Consider the following 20,197-nt stretch of genomic DNA (forward strand, 5'->3'; position numbering starts at 1 on the left):
CGTCAGCTGGTGCGCCGGGCGCCCAGGGGCAGGCTCAGCAGCGCCTCGCGCCGTTGTTCCTGCCGCAGGCTGAGGTGGCGGACCGCCAACAGGTCGCGCTGCGCCACCAGGCCCACCAACCGGCCGCTGTCCCGTGACAGAACGGGCAGGCGGCTGTGGTCGGTGGCCCCCATGCGGTCGGCCACCCGTCCCACCAACTCGTCATCATAGGCGACGGCCAACGATCCATGGGCGCATTGGTCTCCCAGCGTCCAGCCCTCTCCGCGTGCGCCATCCTTGTCCCACTGTCCATCCCTGGCCCAGCGCAGCGCATCGGTGCGCGACGCCATGCCCACCACCTGGCCGTCAGCGTCCACCACAGGATAGCTGCGGTGCCGGGCCCGGGGCGCCTGCCCCTCCTCCTCGGCTTCAGTGAAGAAGGCCAGTGCGTCGGTCAGGGGCATGGCGGCCGGCAGGGTGTCCACCGGCTGGGCCATCACCTGGGCCACGCGCATGGTCTCGAACGGGTCGACGGCGTATTCGCGCACGATGTGATGCCCGCGCCGGGCCACCTTCTCGGTGAGGATAGAGCGTTTCAGTAGCAGCACCGTGGTGCCGTGCGACAGGGCGCAGGCGATGGCGAGCGGCAGCAGCGCGCCGACGTCGTGCGACAGTTCCAGGGCGAAGATCATGGCGGTCAGCGGTGCCCGCATGGTGCCGCCCATCATGGCCGCCATGCCCACCAGCGCCCACTCGCCGGCCTCGCCCACGGGGGCCACGGCGCCGAACATGGCGCCCAGCGCGCCGCCCATCATCAGCAGGGGCGCCAGCACCCCGCCCGACGTGCCGGATCCCAGCGCCACCGACCAGATCACCGCTTTCACCGCCACCAGCGTGAGGGCGGAGGCCGGGGGGATTTGCCCGTGCAGCAGTCCGGCGATGTTGTCATAGCCCACGCCCAGCGCGCGCGGGTCGATCAGGCCGCCCAGGCCGATGAACACGCCGCCGATCATGGGCCACCACATCCAATGCAGGGGCAGGCGGCCGAAAAGGTCCTCGAACCCATAGACCAGGCTGGTCAGAAGGCCGGAGCCCAGGCCCGCCAGCACGCCCAGCAGGGCGCACAGGGCCAGGCCCGTCGCCGGCAGCGCGGCGCTGTCGGCCAAGGGGAACAGCGGGCCGGCGCCCAGCAGGGCGGGACGGCAGGCGGCCGCCACGGCGGCGGCGATGGCCACCGGGATGAAGCTGCGCGGCTTCCACTCGAACAGCAGCAGTTCCACGGCCAGCAGCATGGCCGCCACCGGGGTGCCGAAGGTGGCACTCATGCCGGCGGCCGCCCCCGCCACCAGCAGGGTTTTGCGCTCCGCATCCGTCAGATGGAAGAACTGCGCGAAGAGGGAGCCGATGGCGCCGCCCGTCATGATGATGGGCCCCTCGGCGCCGAACGGCCCGCCGCTGCCGATGGAAATGGCGGAAGACAGGGGCTTCAGCAGCGCCACCTTGGGCTGGATGCGGCTGCGGCCCACCAGGATGGCCTCCATGGCCTCCGGAATGCCGTGCCCCCGGATCTTCTCGCTGCCGTAGCGCGCCATCAGCCCGATGATCAGGCAGCCGACGACGGGCACCAGGGGCATGAAGGACCCCCAGACGCTCTGGGCGATTACGGCCGGCGTGGTGCTGAGCCGCCCGAAGTAGAACAGGTTGGTGGCGAGGTCGATCAGGCGCAGCAGCACCCAGGCGGCCGCCGCGCCGGCGGCCCCCACCACCCCGGCCATGGCCATCAGCATCAGCAGCCGCCGGTCGGCGCTGAAATCGCCCAACACGTGGTCTTGGGGCACATGGTCCTGGGTCACAGGGTCCTGGGGCGTCTTGGTGGCCTCCTGCGGCGCGGCCGAGCGCGCCTCACCGGACTGGCCGCCCAACAGCAAATCATTCGCCATCGCATCAACAACCGTTAAAAAGGGGGAAGCCGGACCCGCCGGCCGATGGCTTTAATATATCGTATTGCGATATTTATGAAGGGGCCATCCGACAGTGCTGTGTTGCGTCCCGACCGCAGGAGTGGCTCATCCCATGCCCGATACCGTGGAATCCTTGGAAAAGGCGGACTATGAGCTGCTGGCGGAGTTCCGGCACATGCTGCGCTGTTTCCTGTCCTTCAGTGAGGACGCGGCGGCGGAGGCCGGGCTGACGGCGCAGCAGCATCAGGCGCTGCTGGCCATCAAGGGCTATCCCGGCCGCGACCATGTGACGGTGGGGGAACTGGCGGAACGGTTGTGCGTGCGCCCGCACAGCGCCGTTGGCCTGATCGACCGCCTGGAAAGCCATGGCTGGGTGCGCCGGGCCCCGGGGCCGGAAGACCGGCGCCAGGTGGTCATCAGCCTGACCCCGGCGGCGGAGGACCTGCTGGCCGGCCTGTCGCGGGTGCACCGGGACGAAATCCGCCGCCTGTCCCCCCTGTTGCGCACCCTGTTCGACCGGCTGGAGGGTTAAGGGACGCGTGCCCGCAATTCGGCCGCGAAGCTGTAAATCTGCACCAGATAGCCGTCCGGGTCGCGCATGAATGCCGACGGGTAAGCCGTATCCGTGTCGCGCCGTTCCAGCAGCTGGCCGCCCGCGGCCAGCCATTCTTGTACCAAGCCTTCCACCTCTGACGGCTCGTCCACCTCTATGCCCAGATGGTCGATGCCGCCCAGGCTGCCGACAGGGGCCGTGGGGCCGGTGTCATATTCCCGCGTCTCTTTCCGATCCGTCAGGTTCATGACATAGCGCAGGCCCGGGGCGGCCAAGGTGATGGTGTGGGGCTCCGTCCGCACCCGGGCCAGACCCATGATGCGCTGGTAGAAGGTGGCGGCGCGGTCAATGTCGGTCACGACCAGCACGATGTGGCGGAAGCCCAATGAGGCGGCCATCGGCGTTCTCCTACGCGGCGCGGGTGAGGGTGATGGCGTGCTCCGGGCAGGCGGCCACGCACAGGCCGCAGGCCCGGCACTGGTCCGCCCGCACGGCGAAGGCCTGGTGGTAGCCGTGGAAGAAGCCCTTTATCCGGCCGCCCAGGCTCAAATCCCGGCGCTCCGCCTCCGGCAACACCCCGATCTCAAAGACGTCGTAGGGGCAGACGCGCACGCAATCGTCCTTGCCTTCGCAGCGGTTGCGGTCGATGCGCGGGACGATGACGCCGGGGGCCTGCTTGCAGGACAGGTTGCCGCTCACGATGATCCTCCGTAAACATGAGTAAAAGCTCGCATCATAGTAGGAGGGCGCGTCCTGGCTGAAAACTCGCGTTCCGAACGGCCCGCGGCGGCGGGCCCAACCCCAAGGAAACGGCCGCGCCAGGCCCGGTCCCGCGCCCTGGTGGACGCCATCCTGGACGCGACCGCTCGCGTTCTGGTGCGGGACGGCTACGCCGCCTTGACCACCAACGCCGTCGCGGTTGCGGCCGGGGTCAGCATCGGCTCGCTCTACCAGTATTTCCCCAATAAGGAGGCGTTGGTCCTGGCCCTGCGGGAGCGCCATGTGCGGCATATGAGCGCCCTGATGATGCGGGAGGCGGCGTTTTGGGACGCGGCGGAGCAGGGCGTGCCCCTGGAAGCCTTGATCACCCGCACCATCCATGTCGCCATGGTGGCGCACCGGCTGGAGCCCGCCCTGCACAAGGTGTTGGCGCTGGAGGCGGCGCACCTGGAAGCCCGCCATGAGGAGGATGGAACGGAAGGCGTGCTGAGGGCCCTGCTGGAACGCTATTCCCGGGGACCGGACGCCGAGGTTACCGTGCCCGATCTGGATGTCGCCACCTTTGTCGTGGGACGCATGGCCCATGCCCTGATCCATGCCGCCGTCCTGGACCCACCGCCCGGTGCCGACCCGCACACCCTGGAGCGGGAGACGGTGCGAGCGGTGATGGCCTATCTGACGGCGTAGCGTGGGGGTTAAGGAAGCGGGTCCAGGCGCAGCGCTCGGCTCGGCGGTGGCGGAACGTGGCACGGGGCGGAAAGCGGCGGGGCGCCATCCGGCCGGTTCAGCGCCACATCCTGGCCGGCGGCGCACCGCGCCACCACCGCCTGGAACAGGGCCATGGCGTCACCCGCCAGGGCATGCCCTTCCATCCCGGTCACCACCGGATCGCCTGACAGGGGGCCGCAGCGGTCGCCGGTGTCCAGGGTGTAGCGGACGCCCCGCCAGAAGCCATGGGTGCCCGTGCAACTCTGCTTCAGCACATGCTCCAGCACCTCATCCGCCGAGGGGGCCCCCGCGTCCACCCAGCGGGCCGAAACACCCAGCCCAGCCAGGCTATCGGCCCAGTTGGTCCAGCGCTCCGGTCCCCCGCCCGTCAGCAGCAGGGACAGCGCCCGGGAGGCGGCGGGGTTGCCCGCCACCGCCTGGCGCAGGCTGTCGCCGGCGCTGACTCCATCGTGCGCCGCCATGTCGGCCCATAGAGCGAACAGGCCCATGTCGTCGGGCTTGCCGGTCCGGCGCAGCGCCTTGTCCACCAGCCAGTGGGCGACGAAGCCGCAGGCATAGGGCATCCGGTTGCGCGCCGTGGTGGCGGGGTTGTCCAGCGGACGGTCGCCCAGGCTGGTGACGCACAAATCCAATTGGATCTGAACCTCCGGCAGGGAGGGCAGCGCGCCGTGGCGCATGACCAGACCCGCGGCGTAGTCGGCCGCCCCTTCGTTCATCCAATCGGGGAAATCAGCCTTGTCATGGCGGCGCAGGAACAGGTGGAAGGTTTCATGCGCCAGCACCCGGTCCCGCTCCGGTTTCAGTTCCAGGCGCGGAACCCGCCAGACGCCGCCGACCTGCAGCAGCATCATGCCGCCACCGGTGACGCTGCCCCGCAGGAAGGGGGCCGGCTGATCCTGGTAGACGATTATGGGGGAGACGGTATTGCCGCGTGGCGGCAGGCGCGCACGATAATAGGCCAAGGCGCGGGCCAGGCCCGGCGACACCTCATCCCGCCAGGCGGCGGGCAGGTCCGGCCGCGCGACAAGGCGCCCCAGGCCCGGGTGGGCCGCGTCAATGGGCCTGACGTAACCCGCCGGGCCGACGAAGACATAACCCTCCAAGGCGCGGCCGCCCGCCGGTTCGGTGGGGATGGTCCCCTGGCTCAAGCCGGTCGCCAAGCTGTCCGAGCGCACCAGCAGGAAGGGCCCATAGACCAGAAACCCATGCGGCCCCAGCCGCAGCATCACCGGATAGGTGCGGTCGACGAAGCGCTTATCCTCATCGATCAGCAGGCTGAATTCCTTGAAGGCTCGGCCATCCACCGCCCGCACTTCCTGGTTCTGCAGAACCAGGCCCGGGGTTTCCATCCGCCATACCGGATTTTGCCAGGCGACCGGACCTTCGCCCAGGCTCAAGCGTATGACAGGGGTGTCCAGGCGATAGGTGGCGCGCAGGCTGGCGCCCAGTGGGCTGAGCGTGATGTAGGCGGCCGGCGGGACCGGCGGCACGGTTGCCCGCGCCGGCCAACCCATCAGCAGCGCCAGGAGCACCAGGACGATGGAGGCGCCGTGTCGTGGCATGGTGCTGCATCCGGGTATTTGGAGGGGCCGCCAGCCCGGACGGTGGTGGCCTTCAGGCCCGCCGACCGCCGAAGGTCAAGATCAGGAACAGCGCCAGCGCCGCCAGGCCCGGCCAGAACAGCAGATGGTTCAGCCCCTCCCAATGCGCCATGTCGCGCACCGAGGTGTAGGGGTTCACGAACAGGTCGATCTTGTCGCTGAGGCTGAGATCGCCCGCCTTGAAGCGGTCCGGGGACTGGCCGAAGATCTGGCCGATGGCGCCCGCCATATCCGCCAGCGCGCGGGAGGGCGCGCGGATGCGGTCCACCGCCTGCTGATAGGCCAGCACGTGGTTGCCGATCAGGCCGATGATGGCCACCCACTTGGCCGCCTGGCGCAATCCACCCGCTTCCGTCGCCATAGTTCGCCTTCCCAATCAGAATATTCCGCAAGCTAGAGCAGATCGCGTAAAGGCGGAATCGCCTTGAAGCGTGAATCTGCTCGCGGACAGACTCAGCTAGAGCCGGTTGTGGTTCCGATCGAACGCAACCGGTTCTAGACGGCCGACGGGAGAAGCGCAAAAGCAAAACGGCGCGGTCCCGAAGAACCGCGCCGTTCCGTTACTCAGGCGATCCGACGAAGGATCAGGCCTCGGTCTCTTCCGTGGCCTCGTCGGCGGCTTCCACCACCTCTTCGTCCTCGTCCTCATCACGCTGGCCCGCGACCATGCCACCGCGAGCGGCCTGCAGGCCGGCTTCTTCGGTGGTACGGGCGACGTTCACGGTGATGCTCACCGACACTTCCGGATGCAGGACCAGACGGACCTTGAACAGGCCCAGGGTCTTGATGGGGGTGTCGATGGCGACCTGGCTGCGCTCCACGGCGGTGCCGGCGGCGGTGACCGCCTCGGCAACGTCACGGGCGCTCACCGAACCGTACAGAATGCCGGTTTCGGCAGACTGGCGGATGATGATGACCGACAGGTCGCTGATTTTGGACGCGACCTTCTCGGCCTCGACCTTGCGCTCGGCGTTCTGCGCTTCCAGCTTGGCCTTCTGGCTCTCGAAGAAAGCCAGGTTGTCCTTGGAGGCGCGCAGGGCCTTCTTCTGGGGCAGCAGGTAGTTGCGGGCGAAGCCGGGCTTCACCGTGACCACTTCGCCCATGCGGCCGAGCTTCTCGACACGCTCCAGCAGAATAACTTCCATCGTTCCTACTCCTTACTTCACAATGTAAGGCAGCAGGGCGAGGAAGCGGGCGCGCTTAATGGCGCGGGCCAGCTCACGCTGCTTCTTGGCCGAAACCGCGGTGATGCGGCTCGGGACGATCTTGCCCCGCTCGGAGATGAAGCGCGACAGCAGCTTCACATCCTTGTAGTCGATCGCCGGAGCGTTCGGACCGGAGAAGGGGCAGGTCTTGCGACGACGGAAGAACGGACGACGGCCACCGCCGCCACCGGCCGGACGCGGCGCGCCGGCGTTACCCTGGGTGCCGAAGCTCATGCCCGGTCTCCTTCAGAAGAGGCTTCCATGCGGCGGGGCGGACGGGGGCCGCGATCACCGCGGTCACCGCGGTCGCCACGATCCTCGAAGCGGCGCGGACCGCGATCGCCACGCTCACCGCGTTCACCACGCTCGCCGCGATCGCCCTTGTTGGACAGCATCGCGGTCTGACCTTCCTCGATCTTCTCGATGCGGGTGGTCATGAAGCGCAGGACGTCTTCGTTCAGGCCCATGTTACGCTCCATCTCGGCGACGGCGGCCGGGGCGGAATCGTGGGCGAAATAGACGTAGTGGCCCTTGCGGTTCTTCTTGATCTTGTAGGTGAGGGTCTTCAGACCCCACTGCTCGACCTTGGCAACCTGGCCACCGTTCTCCTTCAGGATACCGGTGAAGGTTTCGGTCAGGCCTTCCACCTGGGCGGACGTGATGTCCTGCCGTGCGATCAGCACGGTCTCATACAAAGCCATTTGATACTCCTCATGGCTGTTACGTGGTCCGCCGCTGTGCCCGTCCGGGACATCGGATCATTCCGACGGCCAAGGGGTGGGTCAGCCGCACGGACCTAGCCGGCGCCATGGCAAAGGCACCGGCAAGGAGCGGTTGAAGCGCGGGCTTATATAGGAAGCTCAGCCGGTGGGCAAGGGAAAAGGTGGTCGCCCCGCGCGCCCGCCAGGGTCAGCAGGCGTTGCGCCGCCAGGGCCACGCAACCCGGCACCGTCGGGCCTTGCGGGGCGGCTGGAATGACCGCCATGGCATTGAACCACGGCCGCGCCCCGGTGCCCAGCATGGACCAGTCATGGTCTGTGCCCAGGCGCCAGCACGGCACCCCCAGCGCCGCCGCCAGTTCCCCCACGGCGGTGGGGGCGGTGATCACCAGGTCCAGCCCCGCCATCAGGGCCGCCACCCCCTCCATATCCTCGCGCAGGTCCAGGTCCGGCCAGCGGTGCAGGGTGACGCCCAGCGCCCGTTCCACCGGCCGGACCTCCTCCTCGGGCGCGCTGTATTGCAGGGTGACGGGGATGAGCCCGGGCAGGGTCAGCACCGGGGCGTAGTCCGCCAGCGTGGTGTAGGCGCCGTCGCGGTCGCCGCGCCGGATGCCGCTGCGCCAGCTGATGCCCACGCGCAGGCCGGGGCCCAATGGGGCCAGCCGGCTCCGCCACAGGGCGGCCAGATCGTCCCTGGGTGTCAGGAAGGGCGCGCCGCCCTGCCAGTCGGCCAGGCGCGGGCGCAGCAGGCCGGGCAGGCTGCCCATGGGCAGATGAAAATCCATGTCCGACAGCGTGGGCGCGCCCGGGGCCGAGGTCGGCGACCGGACCACCACGCCCGGCAGCGCCCGGCCGAACAGGCCCACCAGGCGCGGCGCGCACTCCACCACCAATTGCCCACCCTCCGCTGCCACCCGCTGGTGCAGGTCGGGCAGCAGGCTGGCGAACAGGATCTCATCCCCCAGGCCCTGTTCCCCCCATACCAGCAGGCGCTTGCCCGCCAGTCCCTCACCCCGCCACTGCGGCGCGGGGAAGGGACGCCAGAAGGGCGCCAACTGCCGTCCCCGCCAGCGGGCCCCGTAACCCGGCCAGCCGCTGGCGAGATCGCCGGCGGCCAGGCGGGTGGTGCCCAGGCAGAAGCGGGCGTCGGCATGGTTCGGATCGGCGTCCAGCGCGCGGCGGTACAGCGCCTCCGCCTCCTCCTGGCGGGCCAGCGCCTGCACCGTGGTGGCCAGGTTGTAAAGGATGTCCGCGTCCTGGGGCGTCAGGGCCAGGGCCGCGCGGAAGTGGCGTTCCGCCTCCGTCAGCCGGCCCAGCCGCTGCAGCAGCGTGCCCAATGTGTCCAGCGTGGCGGCGTGACCGGGGCGCAGGGCCAGCGCCCGCTCCGCATGGGACAGCGCCTCGCGCACCAGGGCCGGGTCGCGCATCAGCAGGTCGCTGGCCAGCAGGCGGGCCAGGTTCAGATGGGCGTCGGCATCGCCGGGGGCCAGGGCAGCCGCCTGGCGCAGGCAGGCCGTGGCCTCCGCCATCCGATCTTGGGCCTGCAACACGGCGCCCAAATTGTTCAGGGCATCGGCGTGGGTGGCATCCAGCGCCAGGGCCTGGCGCAACTCCGCCTCGGCAGCGGCCAGGTCGCCCAGCGCTTTCAGGGTTTTGCCTAGGTTGACCCGGGCCAGGACCAGGCCGGGGTTGAGGGCCAGGGCGCGGCGGTAATGGCCAGCGGCCTCTTCCAGGTGGCCTTGGGCCTGGCGGGCCGATCCCAGTCCATTATGGGCGTTGGCATAGTCTGGCTTCAGCGCGATGGCCTGGCCATAGTGTGTCGCCGCCTCATCCAGGCGGCCCAGATCCTTCAGCGCGTTGCCCACGGTGTTCCGCGTCTCCGCCTGATCCGGTTTCAGGGCCAGGGCCCGCTGGAGCGGTGCCAGGGCGTCGGCAGGGCGGCGCAGGGTCAGCAGCACGGTGCCCAGGGCGGCCTGCATGTGGGCGGCATCGCCCTGGGCAGCCACGGCCTTGCCCAGCAGGTCGGCGGCGGCCTCGTGCCGGCCGGTCTGGTGATGGACCATCCCCAGCAGGTACAGCGCGTCGGCATGGCGGGGGGCTTGGGCCAGCACCTGGCGGTAAGCCGCCTCCGCCTCCGCCAGGCGGCCGGCCTGGTGATGCTGCGTCGCCTGGCTGAACAGCAGTTGCGCCGCCGCGGGGACGGGGGCCGTGCCCTGCTTCTTGTCCAGGCGGCGCTGATTGCGGTTCATTTCTCGTCCCGACATGGTTGCAGGCCGAAGACTAGCCTGCCGATGGGCCCCGCGTCGATGACGCCGCGTGGCTTGGCGGTGCTGGCTCCACCCAAGGAAGTACACCGGGAGATGTGCACGTTATGGTCGCAACCGTCACATCCCGGGCGCACCATGCACGCTTCCGTCGTGATGGAGGTGGTCATGTCTCAGGTTCCCGCGCGTGCCTGGTGCAACAACGAAGTGGCCTACCTGGCGTGGCGTCCCTTTGGGCGCCCCACGGCCCGCGTCGACGGCCTGCTGGGCTTCATGATCGTGCGCGTGCATGAGGACGGCGAACGCCGCCTGCTGCCCACCTGGGTGGCGTTCAAGGACCAGTCCAATCCCGATTGGCAACAGCAGGACAGCAGCGTCTGGCCCATCCAGAAATTCTCCTGGCGCGACCTGACCCTGCGGCGCAGCCGCGACAGCCTGTCGGTGCGCCAGCCCTTCAGCTGCCATTATGAAATCATCCCCGTGGGCTACGCGGCGCCGGGGCGGGAGGCGGTGGCCGACTGGGTGAAGCGGACCGAGACGTTCAGCAGCGCCCAGCCCGGCGCCTACACCGGCACGCCCAGGCCCCTTTACATCTGCGGTGACGCGGTGGTGACCAACGCCATCACCGTCACCTGGACCTATGGTGATTTCACCGCCGTCTTCACCAACGGCATCTTGTCGACGCAGAACCTGCGCCAGCAATTGCACACCCCTGCCGGCCAGGCGCCCAGCAAGGGCTATGTGCTGGATCAGGTGCGTCAGCCGGGCAACGCCATCCGCACCTTCCTGACTGGGGACGTACTGCCTACCCTGACCGATTTCCTGGGCCAGGTGGGACCAGCCGAGAAGGTCTATGCCGCCCTTTACGAGTTGTCGGACCCGGAACTGGTGGCCGGCCTGACCGGCCTGGGCGACCGGCTGCACCTGATCCTGGCGACGGCGGGGGAGGCGACCAAGACCAACCCCGCCTGGGACCGCACCAACCAGGCCGCCCGCCAGGTCCTGCACGGCTCGGCCAACGAGGTCATCGACCGCCTGTTCAACAACAGCGCCCATATCGGCCATAACAAGTTCCTGGTGCGCACGGACGCGAATGACACGCCGCTGGCCCTGCTGACCGGCAGTACCAACTGGACGCCCACGGGCCTGTGCACCCAGTCCAACAACACCATCCTCACCCAGGACACCGCCTTGGCGCAGGCCTACCTGGATTATTGGCACCGGCTGAAGACGGACACGGCCAGCTTTCCGGTGCAGGCCGACACCGGCGCCCCCAACCATAATGTCCAGCAAAAGCCGCTGCGCCGGGCGGATGGCCATGCCTATCCCGACGCCGGCGCCAATCCCCGGGTGTGGTGCGCGCCCACCACGCTGGCCACCACCAAGACCGCGGCTACGCCGCCGGACCTGGCTGATGTGTTTCAACTGATGGACCAGGCGCAACACGCCATCCTGTTCCTGACCTTCTACCCCTCCGTCGAGGGCAAGCAGAGCATCATCGAGGCGGCGGTGGACCTGGGCAAGCAGCGCCCCGACCTGATGGTCATGGGCGCTGTCAGCAGCCCCCAGGCCCTGCCGATCGAGGGGGACGCCAGCAGCGGCGAGGGCACGGGTGACGAGACGGATGCCCAGGGCGCCCAGGGTGCCAAAATCCCCAAGCCCTCCGTCTACGCGCCCAAGGATGCGCCTCAGGTGCTGGTGGTGCGCGCCGCCGCCATCGACACGCCCACGGGCGACCTGCAGCCCGAGTTGCTGACCGCCGGAGCCGCCATCATCCATGATAAGATCGTGGTGATCGACCCGTTCTCCCCCGACTGCGTCGTTGTCACCGGCAGCCACAACCTGGGCTACAAGGCCTCTTACGCCAACGATGACAACCTGCTGATCATCCAGGGCAACCAGCCGCTGGCCCAGGCCTATGCCGTCCATATCCTGGACGTCTATGAGCACTACCGCCAGCGCGTCATCCTGGAAGAGCGGGAGCGGGACGCCCTGTTGAAGGGCCAGCCGGCGCCCAGCACGCCGCAGGGCGGTTTCCTCTCCACCAACGACCAGTGGCAGGACGCCTATCTGTCCGGCGACAAGGGCAAGGAGCTGGACTACTTCCTCAGCTGACGTCCGTGGGCGCGCGTCGGCGGCGGACCCGCAGCAGGGCGCCTCCGGCCGCCAGCACGGCCAGGACCGCCGCTCCGCCCACCAGGGCCTTGCGATGGTTCTGCCGGATCCAGCGGTGCGCCTGTCGGGCCGGCGCCTGCCACCATTCCTTGGCGGCGGCATCGAAATCCGGCACCGGGCAGGCGTGGCCGAAATGGGTGGCCCAGGGTTGGTGTGGACCCGTCTTGATGTACCGGTCGTAGAGCGCGGCCGCCCGGCCCTTTGCCTGCTTGTCACGCTCGATGATGCGGCGGACGACCGACTGCCAATAAGGATCCTGGATGGTGCTGGGATCGTCGGTCCAGGTGCCGATCATCTGATCCGTGGCATAATTGACCGCCCAGCACAGGGTCGCCGCATAGGCTTGGCTGGTGTGAGGCAACTGGTCGGCCGCATGCTCGGCGGCATCGGTGGCCATGAAGCGGTAATGGAAGCGCTGGTCGGGCTGCGGTGTGCTGTCGGCGAAGCGTTTGCGCTCCCCATCCGCCACGTACGGGGCTCCGGCGGGCGGCAACGTGGCCTGGCCGATGCCGACATCGTAAGCGCCTTGCAGGGCGGCCTCGTCCGGCGGGCCCTCCGTCCCCATGATCTCCATACCCTTCGTCCGGGCCAGTTGCGCCGCCTGGAACCAGGCGCGGGCGCGGCTGGCCCCCCACCAGGCGCTGCCGGCGGTGTCCAAGGCGTCCAGATAGGCGCGCGCATCCTTGGCCACGGCCGCATTGTGATAATAGGCCAACGCCTCCTTGCCCCGGCCCGCCCGCATCAGGCGGCGGGCGAGCAGGCTGCGCAATCCCAGGGGCGCGCCCTGGTAGCGCAGCCGGTCAGCCTCCTCATCATACTTATAGCCCACGCCCATGGTGTCCAGCAGGGTGTTGGGCCATCGCGTGTTGTCGACCTGCTGCGTCCAGTTGGCGGCCACGCTGGCGGGCAGCTTGGCGTCGACATAGGCCTTCAGCTCATCGACGGTCAGCACCCGCTCCGCGATATGCACCACATCGCCCCAATAGATGTCGGCCATCGGCATCAACTGATCCAGCGCCGCCACGTATTCGCCCCGTGCCAGGGCCACCACGCTGCTTTCACCGAGTGCGCGGTTGCGCTCGGCCACCGGCATGGCGCTTCCCTGGGGACCGTCGCCCGTGGCGGGGAAGGCGGCCGCCGCCTCGGCATAGAATTTGGCCGCCTGCGCCAGGTCGCCCCTTTGCAGGGCCAGCTTGGCCTGGACCCAACTGGACAGCGGGCCCGGCTTCATGGCCGCCAGGCGGGCCGCCGCCTCGTAGTCACCCTTGCGGTAAGCCAGCGTCGCCAACTGGTCGGCGGCGGCCGGGGCGGGGCCGCCCGCCGCGCCGATGTGGGCTTCCGCCAGAGCCGCCGTCAACGCCCCTAGGTGCGGGGTGGGCGGCGTTGTCGGATCCATGCCCCGGTGAGGCCGCCAACTGGGCGTGTCCGCCTCGAACGCCAGGACATGGGCGGCCAACAGGCGTTGGACCAGTGGATCGGTAACGGCGGTCTTCAACGGTGCCGAATGATCCAGCAAATAAGTGCCGATGAGATAAAGCGCTTCCACGCCGTGGAAAGAGTCATGAGCCGCTTGTTGTGCGTAAAGGCTTATCGCCTGGCTCAGGGCGGCGGAATCAAGCGGGCCGATCGCGCGAATTTCGACGGCATATGTGGAAACGGCGCGCGCCGGCGTGTCGTCATCCGTCGCCTCGTGAACCGACAGCCCCGCCCGTGTCAGATGCAGCCGCGCCTCCTCGCCCAGGCTGGCCACGCCCAGGCCCAGCGGGTCGGGCGCGCCGGCCTGGGCCAGGCTGCGGGCCTTGGCGAAGGCGGCCACCGCCGTGTCCGCCTGCTCGCGTTTCGCCGCCACCCGGCCCAGCATATAGGCGGCCCAGACAGCGCGGGGTGACGCCTCCGCCGCCGGCAGGTCCAGCACCGCCTGGAAGCGGGTGGCGGCCTGGTCCAGTCGGCCGGCCTGGTAATCCACGGCGGCGGCGGTGTAGAGGCGCACGGCGGCCGGCAGCTTCTCCCCCTGGGCGTAGGCCTTGTCGCCGTCGCCGGCCGCGCGCATCGCACTGATCAGGCTGGCCGCTTCCGGGCTCAGGCCCGTCGTTTCGGCATCGATACGCAGCTTGGCGCGCGTGTCGTCGGTCGCCCAGCGGTTCTCCACCGCCTTCATCGTGTCGGTGGGCGCGGGCACCAGATGTGCCGCCTCCCAGGCGAAGGGGTTGGCCGGCGTCTCCGCCAGGGTCACGTCGCGGCGGTCCAGCAACTGCCAGGGAAAGTCCGGCCCGCAGGCGATGGCGATGCCGGCGGCGCCGGTCAGCAGCAGGACGGACAGGGCGAGGGCACGGCGCTTATTACGGACGGACATGGATCACCGGGGATGAGGGTAAGTCGGGGCACCGCACCCAACCGACGGACCGCTGGTCGCCGGGGTGCAACAGGCCGGGGGACAGGCGCACCAGACGGGGGGCCGTCTGGGGGGCCAGGGGATCGCGGGCATAACCGTTGGCGCCGTCGCCCAAGGGACAGGCGGTCGGCAGATCCAGGCCGGATGGCAGCTCGGCATCGGCGGCGCCATCGTTGACCAGCACCAGGGTGGACAGGCCGGGCGTGGCCGTGGGCCGCGTCACCGCCGTGAGATGCCCGACGGGGATTCCCCCACGTGCGACGGTCGCCCAGGTGGCCAGCGACCAGGCGCGGCGATCCTCGGCCGTGGGCAGGCGGAACCAGGCGACGCCGGTGAGGTTGGCCGGCGCCTGGGCGCGCAGATCTTTCAGGAAGGCCGCCACATCGGCGGGCCTGGCCATCAACTCGTTGGCATGCGCGCCGCCCCCCAGCAGGGGCGTCTCACCCTCCACCGTCGCCAGACTGTCGTCGGCGTTCCAGCTGACCCGCGCGCCATAGTCGGGTAGGGCGACGCGGAAGGGTGTGTGGAAGCGCCGGGCATAGGCTGCGATCCAGCGCGCGGCCTGGGCCGGGTTGAACAGCCCATCGGTGGGGGCGGCCACGGCGTGGACCTGCAGCACCACCTCATCCGGCACGGCCACCACCTCGGCCAGGGCCGGGGCCGGCAGCCAGGTGGGCAGGGCGGTTATGGACAGGCGCGTGCCGGTCAGCCCCCTGTCCTTCAATTGCGCGCGCAGGTCCGTCAGGAAACGGGCGTAGAAGGGCAGGCGGGCGGTGGGGCAGTCATGATCGATCTCCAGGCCCGCCACCCCGACTCCAGCCTCGCGCCACCGCTCCAGCGAGGCCAGGGCCGTGGTTACCAGGGGGGCGGGGTCGCCCTCGGTCAGCCGGCCGTCGATGCGCACCACCAGGATGACCGGCCGTCCGGCCAGATGCGCGCGCAAGGCCTCCAGCCGCCCATCGTTCAACAGCGCGGGGGCGATATGGCCGTCCGCCGAAACCTCCGCCGCCAGCACGCGCCAGGCGGTGATGTCTGGCGCCGCCAAGTCCATGGCCTGGCCCAAGGCGGGCGTCCAGGCGCGCTGCCAGACATAGATGTCGTTGGGCAAGGGAGCCTGATGGAAGGCGGCGCGGGGTGGCATCAGGCTCGCCGCCGCGGCACCAACAACGCACATCAAAATGAGGGCGGGGAGAAGGAACCGGGGCCTGGGAAGCGGCATGGAAGGGGGGCCGTCGGCGGAGAAGGCGGGACGGGGCATTCTACCTGCTATACCCGTCTCGCCGGTACGGAATTTCCCTTGTCCTTAAGGGAGATGGCCTCAGCGCTTGAGATTGACGATGGCGACGCCGCCCAGTGCCATCAGGCCACCGATGACGCCCATCACGGTCGGCACCTCCCCCAGCCAGAGATAGCCCAGCAGCATGGCCAGGGGTGGCGCGCAGTACAGGAAGTTGCTGGCGCGGGCGGCGGGCATGCGTGACAGCACAATGGTCCAGGTGGCGTAGGCGACCAGGCTGGGCATGACGCCCAGATACAGGGAGGCCATCAGGCCGGGCAAGGGGGCGGTCTGGGCCTGGGCATAGGCGCCGGGCAGCCAGGGCGACAGGGCCAGGGCGCCGATTACCATGTTGCTGGCCGACACCGTCAGGGCCTTGTGCCGGGCGAACAGCGGCTTCTGCACCACGGTGGTGATGGAATTGCACAGGGCGGCCCCCAGCACCAGCAGGGCGCCCCAGCCCAGCTGCAGGCCGGCGCCGCTGCCTACTGCCTCGTTCCCCATCGTTTCGGTCAGCGCGATCAGGCCGATGCCGCTGAACGACCCGGCGGTGCCGATCCAGCCCCAGCGGCCAAATCGCTCCCCCAACAGGAAGGAGGCGAGCACGGCGGTGATGATGGGGTTGATGTTGATGATGAAGGCGGCGGCGCCGGCGGGCACCGTGCGCTCCCCCAGGTTCAGTAGGGCGGTGTAGAGCGCGACGAACAGCAGGCCGCCAGCGGCGAAGCGCCACACCTCATTCAGGCGGGGCAGGGCGGGCCGGGTCATCAGCAGGTAGAGCCCCGCCGGCACCGCCGCAATGGAGAAGCGCGCCGCCCCCAATTCCAGCGGGCCGAAGGCCTTGAGTCCGGCGCGAATGGCTGCGAAGGCCGATGCCCAGATGATGACGGTGACCACGACGATGGCCAAGGTGCCGCCGTCCAGCCGGCTGCCTTTGGCGGGGGACATGCCGATGGCGGCGGCGGAGTCGCAGGTGGGGGCGAGCGGTGTGGAGGACATCGCGGATTTCCGGACAGGGGGCGATAGGTGATGCAGTACGCGCCGACCCCAGCTGATTGACAATCGATGAAATCAGCAGCCAACTGTGAGCATGGATCACAGCTCACACCCCCTGCCGCCTCTGGACGCGCTGCGCGCCTTCGAGGCGGCTGCCCGCACCGGCAGCTTTTCCGCCGCGGCTGACACCCTGAACGTCACCCACGGCGCCGTCAGCCGCCAGATCGCCAAGCTGGAGCAATGGCTGGGCCTACGCCTGTTCCACCGCCAGGCGCGCGGCGTGGCGATGACGCCGGACGGTCAGCGGCTGTTCCAGCGCACCAGCGAGGCTTTCGCCCTCATCGCCGATACCTCCAACCGCTGGACGGAGCCGAGGGGCACGGCGGTGGTGCGGCTGACCTCGCTGCCCTCGGTCTGCGGGCTGTGGCTCATGCCGCGCCTGACCCTGCTGGAGGGCCGGGACTCGGAGCCGGGCGGCGCCCTGCGCCTTCTGCTGTCGGTGGACCATCGCCCCCTGGATTTGGCGGATGAGGGCATGGATCTGGCCATCCGCTGCGGCTGGGGCGCCATGCCCGGCCGGGTGTCGCTGAAACTGTTCGAGGAGTGGTGCTATCCCCTGGCGTCGCCGGACCTGGCGGCGGCGGTGGGGCAGGGCGATCCCGAACGGCTGTTGGCCTTCCCCCTGATCCACGACTCTGACGCGACCGGCTGGCGCGCCTGGTTCGCCGCCCACGGCCTGGACTACAAGCCCCGTCCACAGGACCGCCGGTTCGAGGATTACAATCTGGTGCTGGACGCCTGTGCCTGTGGGCTGGGCATCGCGCTGGCGCGGCCGCCCCTGGCGCAATCGCAAATCCAGGGCGGCCGGGTGGTGCGGGTGGACCCGCGCACGGCCTTGAACCCCACCAGCTATTGGCTGGACCGCCCGCCGGGGCGCATGCGCGCCGCCGCGACCGAGCTGGCGCGCCGCCTCACGGCGGAGGCCGACGTGACGCCCGAGGCGCTGTCGGTCTTCCTGAACCCGGAGACGCCGGAGGGCCATGGACGCCCCTTCATACCCTGGACAGCCGCCTGACGACGCCAAAAACCCAGGCGCAGCCCACGTCAACCAGGGGACGTCCGCTGTAATGATGATTGACAGATTGATCGCAGGCGGTATGCATGGCGCGACTTGCGGTGCCCGTTTCAGGCTGCGGCGGGGTTTTCCGTCCTGGCCCGTGTTTGGGGGAAGGGGCATCGCACCGGAATGAGCTTCCAGGGTATTCGCATATGATTCGCGCTTTCGTGTTTCCCGGCCAGGGCAGCCAGGCCGTGGGTATGGGCCGGGACTTGGCCGATGCTTTCGCCACCGCCCGCGACGTCTTCGGTGAGGTGGACGAGGCGCTGAAGCAGAAGCTGTCGGCCCTGATGTTCGAGGGGCCGCTGGACGAGCTGACCCTGACCGAGAACGCCCAGCCGGCCCTGATGGCGGTGTCAGTGGCCGTGGCCCGGGTGCTGGAGAAGGACGGCGGGCTGGACCTGGCCAAGGCCGCCCGCTTCGTCGCCGGCCATTCGCTGGGTGAATACTCCGCCCTCTGCGCCGCCGGGGCCCTGACCCTGGCCGACACCGCCCGCCTGCTGAAGCTGCGCGGGCAGAGCATGCAGCGCGCCGTTCCGGTGGGCGTGGGCGCCATGGCCGCCATCATCGGTGCCGATTTCGAGGCCGCCCGCGCCATCGCCCAGGATGCCGCCCAGGGTGAGGTCTGCACCGCCGCCAACGACAACGCGCCCGGCCAGGTGGTGATCAGCGGCCACAAGACGGCCGTGGAGCGCGCCATCGCCATCGCCGCCGAGCGTGGCTTCAAGCGCGCCGTGCTGCTGCCGGTTTCCGCCCCCTTCCACTGCCCGCTGATGCAGCCGGCGGCCGACGCCATGGCCGAGGCGCTGGCCGGCACCGCCATCCAGGCGCCGCGCGTGCCGCTGGTGGCCAATGTCATCGCCAGCACCGTCACCGATCCCGCCGAGATCCGCCGCCTGCTGGTGGAGCAGGTCACCGGGTCGGTGCGTTGGCGCGAGAGCGTGCTGTTCATGAAGGAACAGGGCGTGGAGCAGTTGGTGGAGTTGGGCGCCGGCAAGGTGCTGGCCGGCATGGCCAAGCGCATCGACAAGGACATGACGGCCGTGTCGCTGGGGCTGCCCGCCGACATCGACGCCTTCCTCAAGGCCTGAACGGACAAACCCCGCAAGAACGATAGGGACCATCCCATGTTCGATTTGACCGGCAAGACCGCGCTTGTCACTGGCGCCTCCGGCGGCATTGGCGCCGCCATCGCCCGCACCCTGCACCAGGCCGGCGCCACCGTCGCCTTGTCCGGCACCAAGGTCGAGGCCCTGGAGGCGCTGGCCGCCGAACTGGGCGACCGCGCCGTGGTCGTGCCCGCCAACCTGTCCGATCCGGAAGCCGTGGAGGCCCTGGCCAAGGACGCGGAGGCCAAGCTGGGCCAGGTGGACATCCTGGTGAACAACGCCGGCCTGACGCGCGACGGCCTGATCCTGCGTATGAAGGATGAGGATTGGGCGTCGGTCATCGACGTGAACCTGACCGCGGCCTTCCGCCTGTCGCGCGCCGTGGTGAAGGGCATGATGAAGCGCCGCTGGGGCCGCATCATCGGCATCACCTCCATCGTCGGCGTCACAGGCAACCCGGGCCAGGTCAACTATGCCGCCAGCAAGGCCGGCATGATCGGCATGACCAAGGCGCTGGCCGCCGAGGTCGCCTCGCGCAACATCACCGCCAACTGCGTGGCGCCCGGCTTCATCGCCACCGCGATGACCGACGTGCTGCCCGATGCGCAGAAGGAAAAGCTGACCGCCGGCGTGCCGGCCGGTCGCCTGGGCACGCCGGACGAAATCGCCTCCGCCGTGCTTTACCTGGCCTCCACCGAGGCAGGCTACGTCACCGGCCAGACACTGCACGTCAACGGCGGCATGGCCATGATCTGATCGGGTCCCGTCGATCTGGGGGCTTGTCCTTTCGCGGGGCGCCCCTAAGTATCGGCGGGTCCCGCTCTTGGCGAGGGCGTCCCCCTTTGTGGGTGTCCCAGTTCCTGCGGGCGCTAGGCAAGATGAGCCTACCTGTGGTATCTGACGGCACTTTTCCAAAGGATGGGCGCTCGAATTCGTCCTGACGGACGTGCCCCGCCGATCAGACAAGTCAGTAAACAACCCCAACATTGAAATTCGGGAAGGTATAGGAAATGAGCGACATCGCCGAACGGGTGAAGAAGATCGTCGTCGAGCACCTGGGTGTGGAAGAGGGCAAGGTCACCGACACCGCCAGCTTCATCGACGATCTGGGTGCCGACAGCCTCGACACCGTTGAACTCGTCATGGCCTTCGAGGAAGAGTTCGGGATCGAGATCCCGGACGACGCGGCGGAGAAGATCCTGACCGTGAAGGACGCCATCGACTTCATTTCCAGCAAGCAGGGCTAATCCCCCGCTTTCCCGGAATTCAGGCGCCGCGCCGCCATCATCGCGCTGGCGCGGCGCCTGGAACCGATAAAGCGCTTGCTGATTTTCCAGGGCCTTTGGGGGCGCCGGATCCGTGACGGATCCCATGACATGCGATTCCAGGCCCTTGCTTCAT

General features: G+C 69.2%; 19 protein-coding genes. 7 read left to right on the plus strand and 12 right to left on the minus strand.

Features of this window, described 5'->3' with window-relative positions; translation table 11 throughout:
• Positions 1 to 2: 2 nt before the first annotated feature.
• On the minus strand, positions 3 to 1,919 hold the full coding sequence (locus FBZ90_RS07525) for a chloride channel protein (RefSeq protein WP_145730618.1): 1,917 nt from the start codon (positions 1,917 to 1,919) through the stop codon (positions 3 to 5).
• A 133-nt stretch (positions 1,920 to 2,052) separates the two neighbouring features.
• Between FBZ90_RS07525 and FBZ90_RS07530 the strand changes: the two genes are divergently transcribed.
• Entirely contained in the window at positions 2,053 to 2,472 is a 420-nt protein-coding gene (locus FBZ90_RS07530) for a MarR family winged helix-turn-helix transcriptional regulator (protein ID WP_145730620.1), read from the plus strand.
• On the opposite strand, the gene FBZ90_RS07535 is transcribed toward FBZ90_RS07530, so the two are convergent.
• Complete coding sequence (locus FBZ90_RS07535; RefSeq protein ID WP_145730622.1) at positions 2,469 to 2,891, minus strand: VOC family protein; 423 nt, start codon at positions 2,889 to 2,891, stop codon at positions 2,469 to 2,471. The two genes, FBZ90_RS07530 and FBZ90_RS07535, sit on opposite strands and share 4 nt — an antisense overlap.
• 10 nt (positions 2,892 to 2,901) lie before the next feature.
• Positions 2,902 to 3,192, minus strand: coding sequence for a 4Fe-4S dicluster domain-containing protein (locus FBZ90_RS07540; RefSeq protein ID WP_211101942.1), 291 nt, complete (start codon positions 3,190 to 3,192; stop codon positions 2,902 to 2,904).
• Between the two features lie 141 nt (positions 3,193 to 3,333).
• Here FBZ90_RS07540 and FBZ90_RS28310 point away from each other — a divergent pair, with 141 nt between their 5' ends.
• Positions 3,334 to 3,900, plus strand: a complete 567-nt coding sequence (locus tag FBZ90_RS28310) for a TetR/AcrR family transcriptional regulator (RefSeq protein ID WP_246130210.1) — start codon at positions 3,334 to 3,336, stop codon at positions 3,898 to 3,900.
• A gap of 8 nt (positions 3,901 to 3,908) precedes the next feature.
• On the opposite strand, the gene FBZ90_RS07550 is transcribed toward FBZ90_RS28310, so the two are convergent.
• The 6 genes from FBZ90_RS07550 to FBZ90_RS07575 form a co-directional block, all read right to left on the minus strand.
• Positions 3,909 to 5,504: a hypothetical protein gene (locus FBZ90_RS07550; RefSeq protein WP_145730626.1), complete on the minus strand. Its 1,596-nt coding sequence runs from the start codon at positions 5,502 to 5,504 to the stop codon at positions 3,909 to 3,911.
• A 52-nt stretch (positions 5,505 to 5,556) separates the two neighbouring features.
• The gene (locus tag FBZ90_RS07555) at positions 5,557 to 5,904 is read right to left on the minus strand and encodes a hypothetical protein (protein WP_145730628.1); all 348 of its coding nucleotides are present in this window, start codon (positions 5,902 to 5,904) and stop codon (positions 5,557 to 5,559) included.
• Positions 5,905 to 6,127: 223 nt separating this feature from the next.
• Positions 6,128 to 6,688, minus strand: coding sequence for a 50S ribosomal protein L9 (gene rplI, locus FBZ90_RS07560; protein WP_145730630.1), 561 nt, complete (start codon positions 6,686 to 6,688; stop codon positions 6,128 to 6,130).
• A 12-nt stretch (positions 6,689 to 6,700) separates the two neighbouring features.
• The gene (rpsR, locus tag FBZ90_RS07565; RefSeq protein WP_044561423.1) at positions 6,701 to 6,982 is read right to left on the minus strand and encodes a 30S ribosomal protein S18; all 282 of its coding nucleotides are present in this window, start codon (positions 6,980 to 6,982) and stop codon (positions 6,701 to 6,703) included.
• The gene (rpsF, locus tag FBZ90_RS07570; RefSeq protein ID WP_145619656.1) at positions 6,979 to 7,449 is read right to left on the minus strand and encodes a 30S ribosomal protein S6; all 471 of its coding nucleotides are present in this window, start codon (positions 7,447 to 7,449) and stop codon (positions 6,979 to 6,981) included. Before rpsF ends, rpsR begins: the two co-directional genes overlap by 4 nt.
• A 146-nt stretch (positions 7,450 to 7,595) precedes the next feature.
• Positions 7,596 to 9,716, minus strand: a complete 2,121-nt coding sequence (locus FBZ90_RS07575; RefSeq protein WP_186455658.1) for a tetratricopeptide repeat protein — start codon at positions 9,714 to 9,716, stop codon at positions 7,596 to 7,598.
• Between the two features lie 183 nt (positions 9,717 to 9,899).
• Here FBZ90_RS07575 and FBZ90_RS07580 point away from each other — a divergent pair, with 183 nt between their 5' ends.
• Positions 9,900 to 11,846, plus strand: a complete 1,947-nt coding sequence (locus tag FBZ90_RS07580; RefSeq protein WP_145730634.1) for a phospholipase D-like domain-containing protein — start codon at positions 9,900 to 9,902, stop codon at positions 11,844 to 11,846.
• Here the strand turns inward: FBZ90_RS07580 and FBZ90_RS07585 are convergent.
• The 3 genes from FBZ90_RS07585 to FBZ90_RS07595 form a co-directional block, all read right to left on the minus strand.
• The gene (locus tag FBZ90_RS07585; RefSeq protein ID WP_145730637.1) at positions 11,839 to 14,259 is read right to left on the minus strand and encodes a hypothetical protein; all 2,421 of its coding nucleotides are present in this window, start codon (positions 14,257 to 14,259) and stop codon (positions 11,839 to 11,841) included. The two genes, FBZ90_RS07580 and FBZ90_RS07585, sit on opposite strands and share 8 nt — an antisense overlap.
• Positions 14,246 to 15,439 (minus strand): DUF3142 domain-containing protein, encoded by a 1,194-nt coding sequence (locus tag FBZ90_RS07590; protein WP_186455659.1) that lies wholly within the window; start codon positions 15,437 to 15,439, stop codon positions 14,246 to 14,248. The genes FBZ90_RS07585 and FBZ90_RS07590 overlap by 14 nt, the downstream gene beginning before the upstream one ends.
• A gap of 177 nt (positions 15,440 to 15,616) precedes the next feature.
• Positions 15,617 to 16,573 (minus strand): DMT family transporter, encoded by a 957-nt coding sequence (locus FBZ90_RS07595; RefSeq protein ID WP_211101943.1) that lies wholly within the window; start codon positions 16,571 to 16,573, stop codon positions 15,617 to 15,619.
• A gap of 91 nt (positions 16,574 to 16,664) precedes the next feature.
• On the opposite strand from FBZ90_RS07595, the gene FBZ90_RS07600 reads away from it, so the two are divergent.
• From FBZ90_RS07600 to FBZ90_RS07615, 4 genes are all read left to right on the plus strand, one after another.
• Positions 16,665 to 17,645, plus strand: coding sequence for a LysR family transcriptional regulator (locus FBZ90_RS07600; protein WP_145730641.1), 981 nt, complete (start codon positions 16,665 to 16,667; stop codon positions 17,643 to 17,645).
• 194 nt (positions 17,646 to 17,839) lie between these two features.
• Positions 17,840 to 18,778: an ACP S-malonyltransferase gene (gene fabD, locus FBZ90_RS07605; protein WP_145730643.1), complete on the plus strand. Its 939-nt coding sequence runs from the start codon at positions 17,840 to 17,842 to the stop codon at positions 18,776 to 18,778.
• A gap of 36 nt (positions 18,779 to 18,814) precedes the next feature.
• Positions 18,815 to 19,552, plus strand: a complete 738-nt coding sequence (gene fabG, locus FBZ90_RS07610) for a 3-oxoacyl-[acyl-carrier-protein] reductase (protein ID WP_145730645.1) — start codon at positions 18,815 to 18,817, stop codon at positions 19,550 to 19,552.
• A gap of 254 nt (positions 19,553 to 19,806) precedes the next feature.
• Positions 19,807 to 20,043, plus strand: coding sequence for an acyl carrier protein (locus tag FBZ90_RS07615; RefSeq protein ID WP_004272228.1), 237 nt, complete (start codon positions 19,807 to 19,809; stop codon positions 20,041 to 20,043).
• Positions 20,044 to 20,197 lie beyond the last annotated feature (154 nt).

Origin of the sequence: Nitrospirillum pindoramense, assembly GCF_007827955.1 — a bacterium.
In the GTDB taxonomy this organism is placed as follows: Bacteria; Pseudomonadota; Alphaproteobacteria; order Azospirillales; family Azospirillaceae; genus Nitrospirillum; species Nitrospirillum amazonense_B.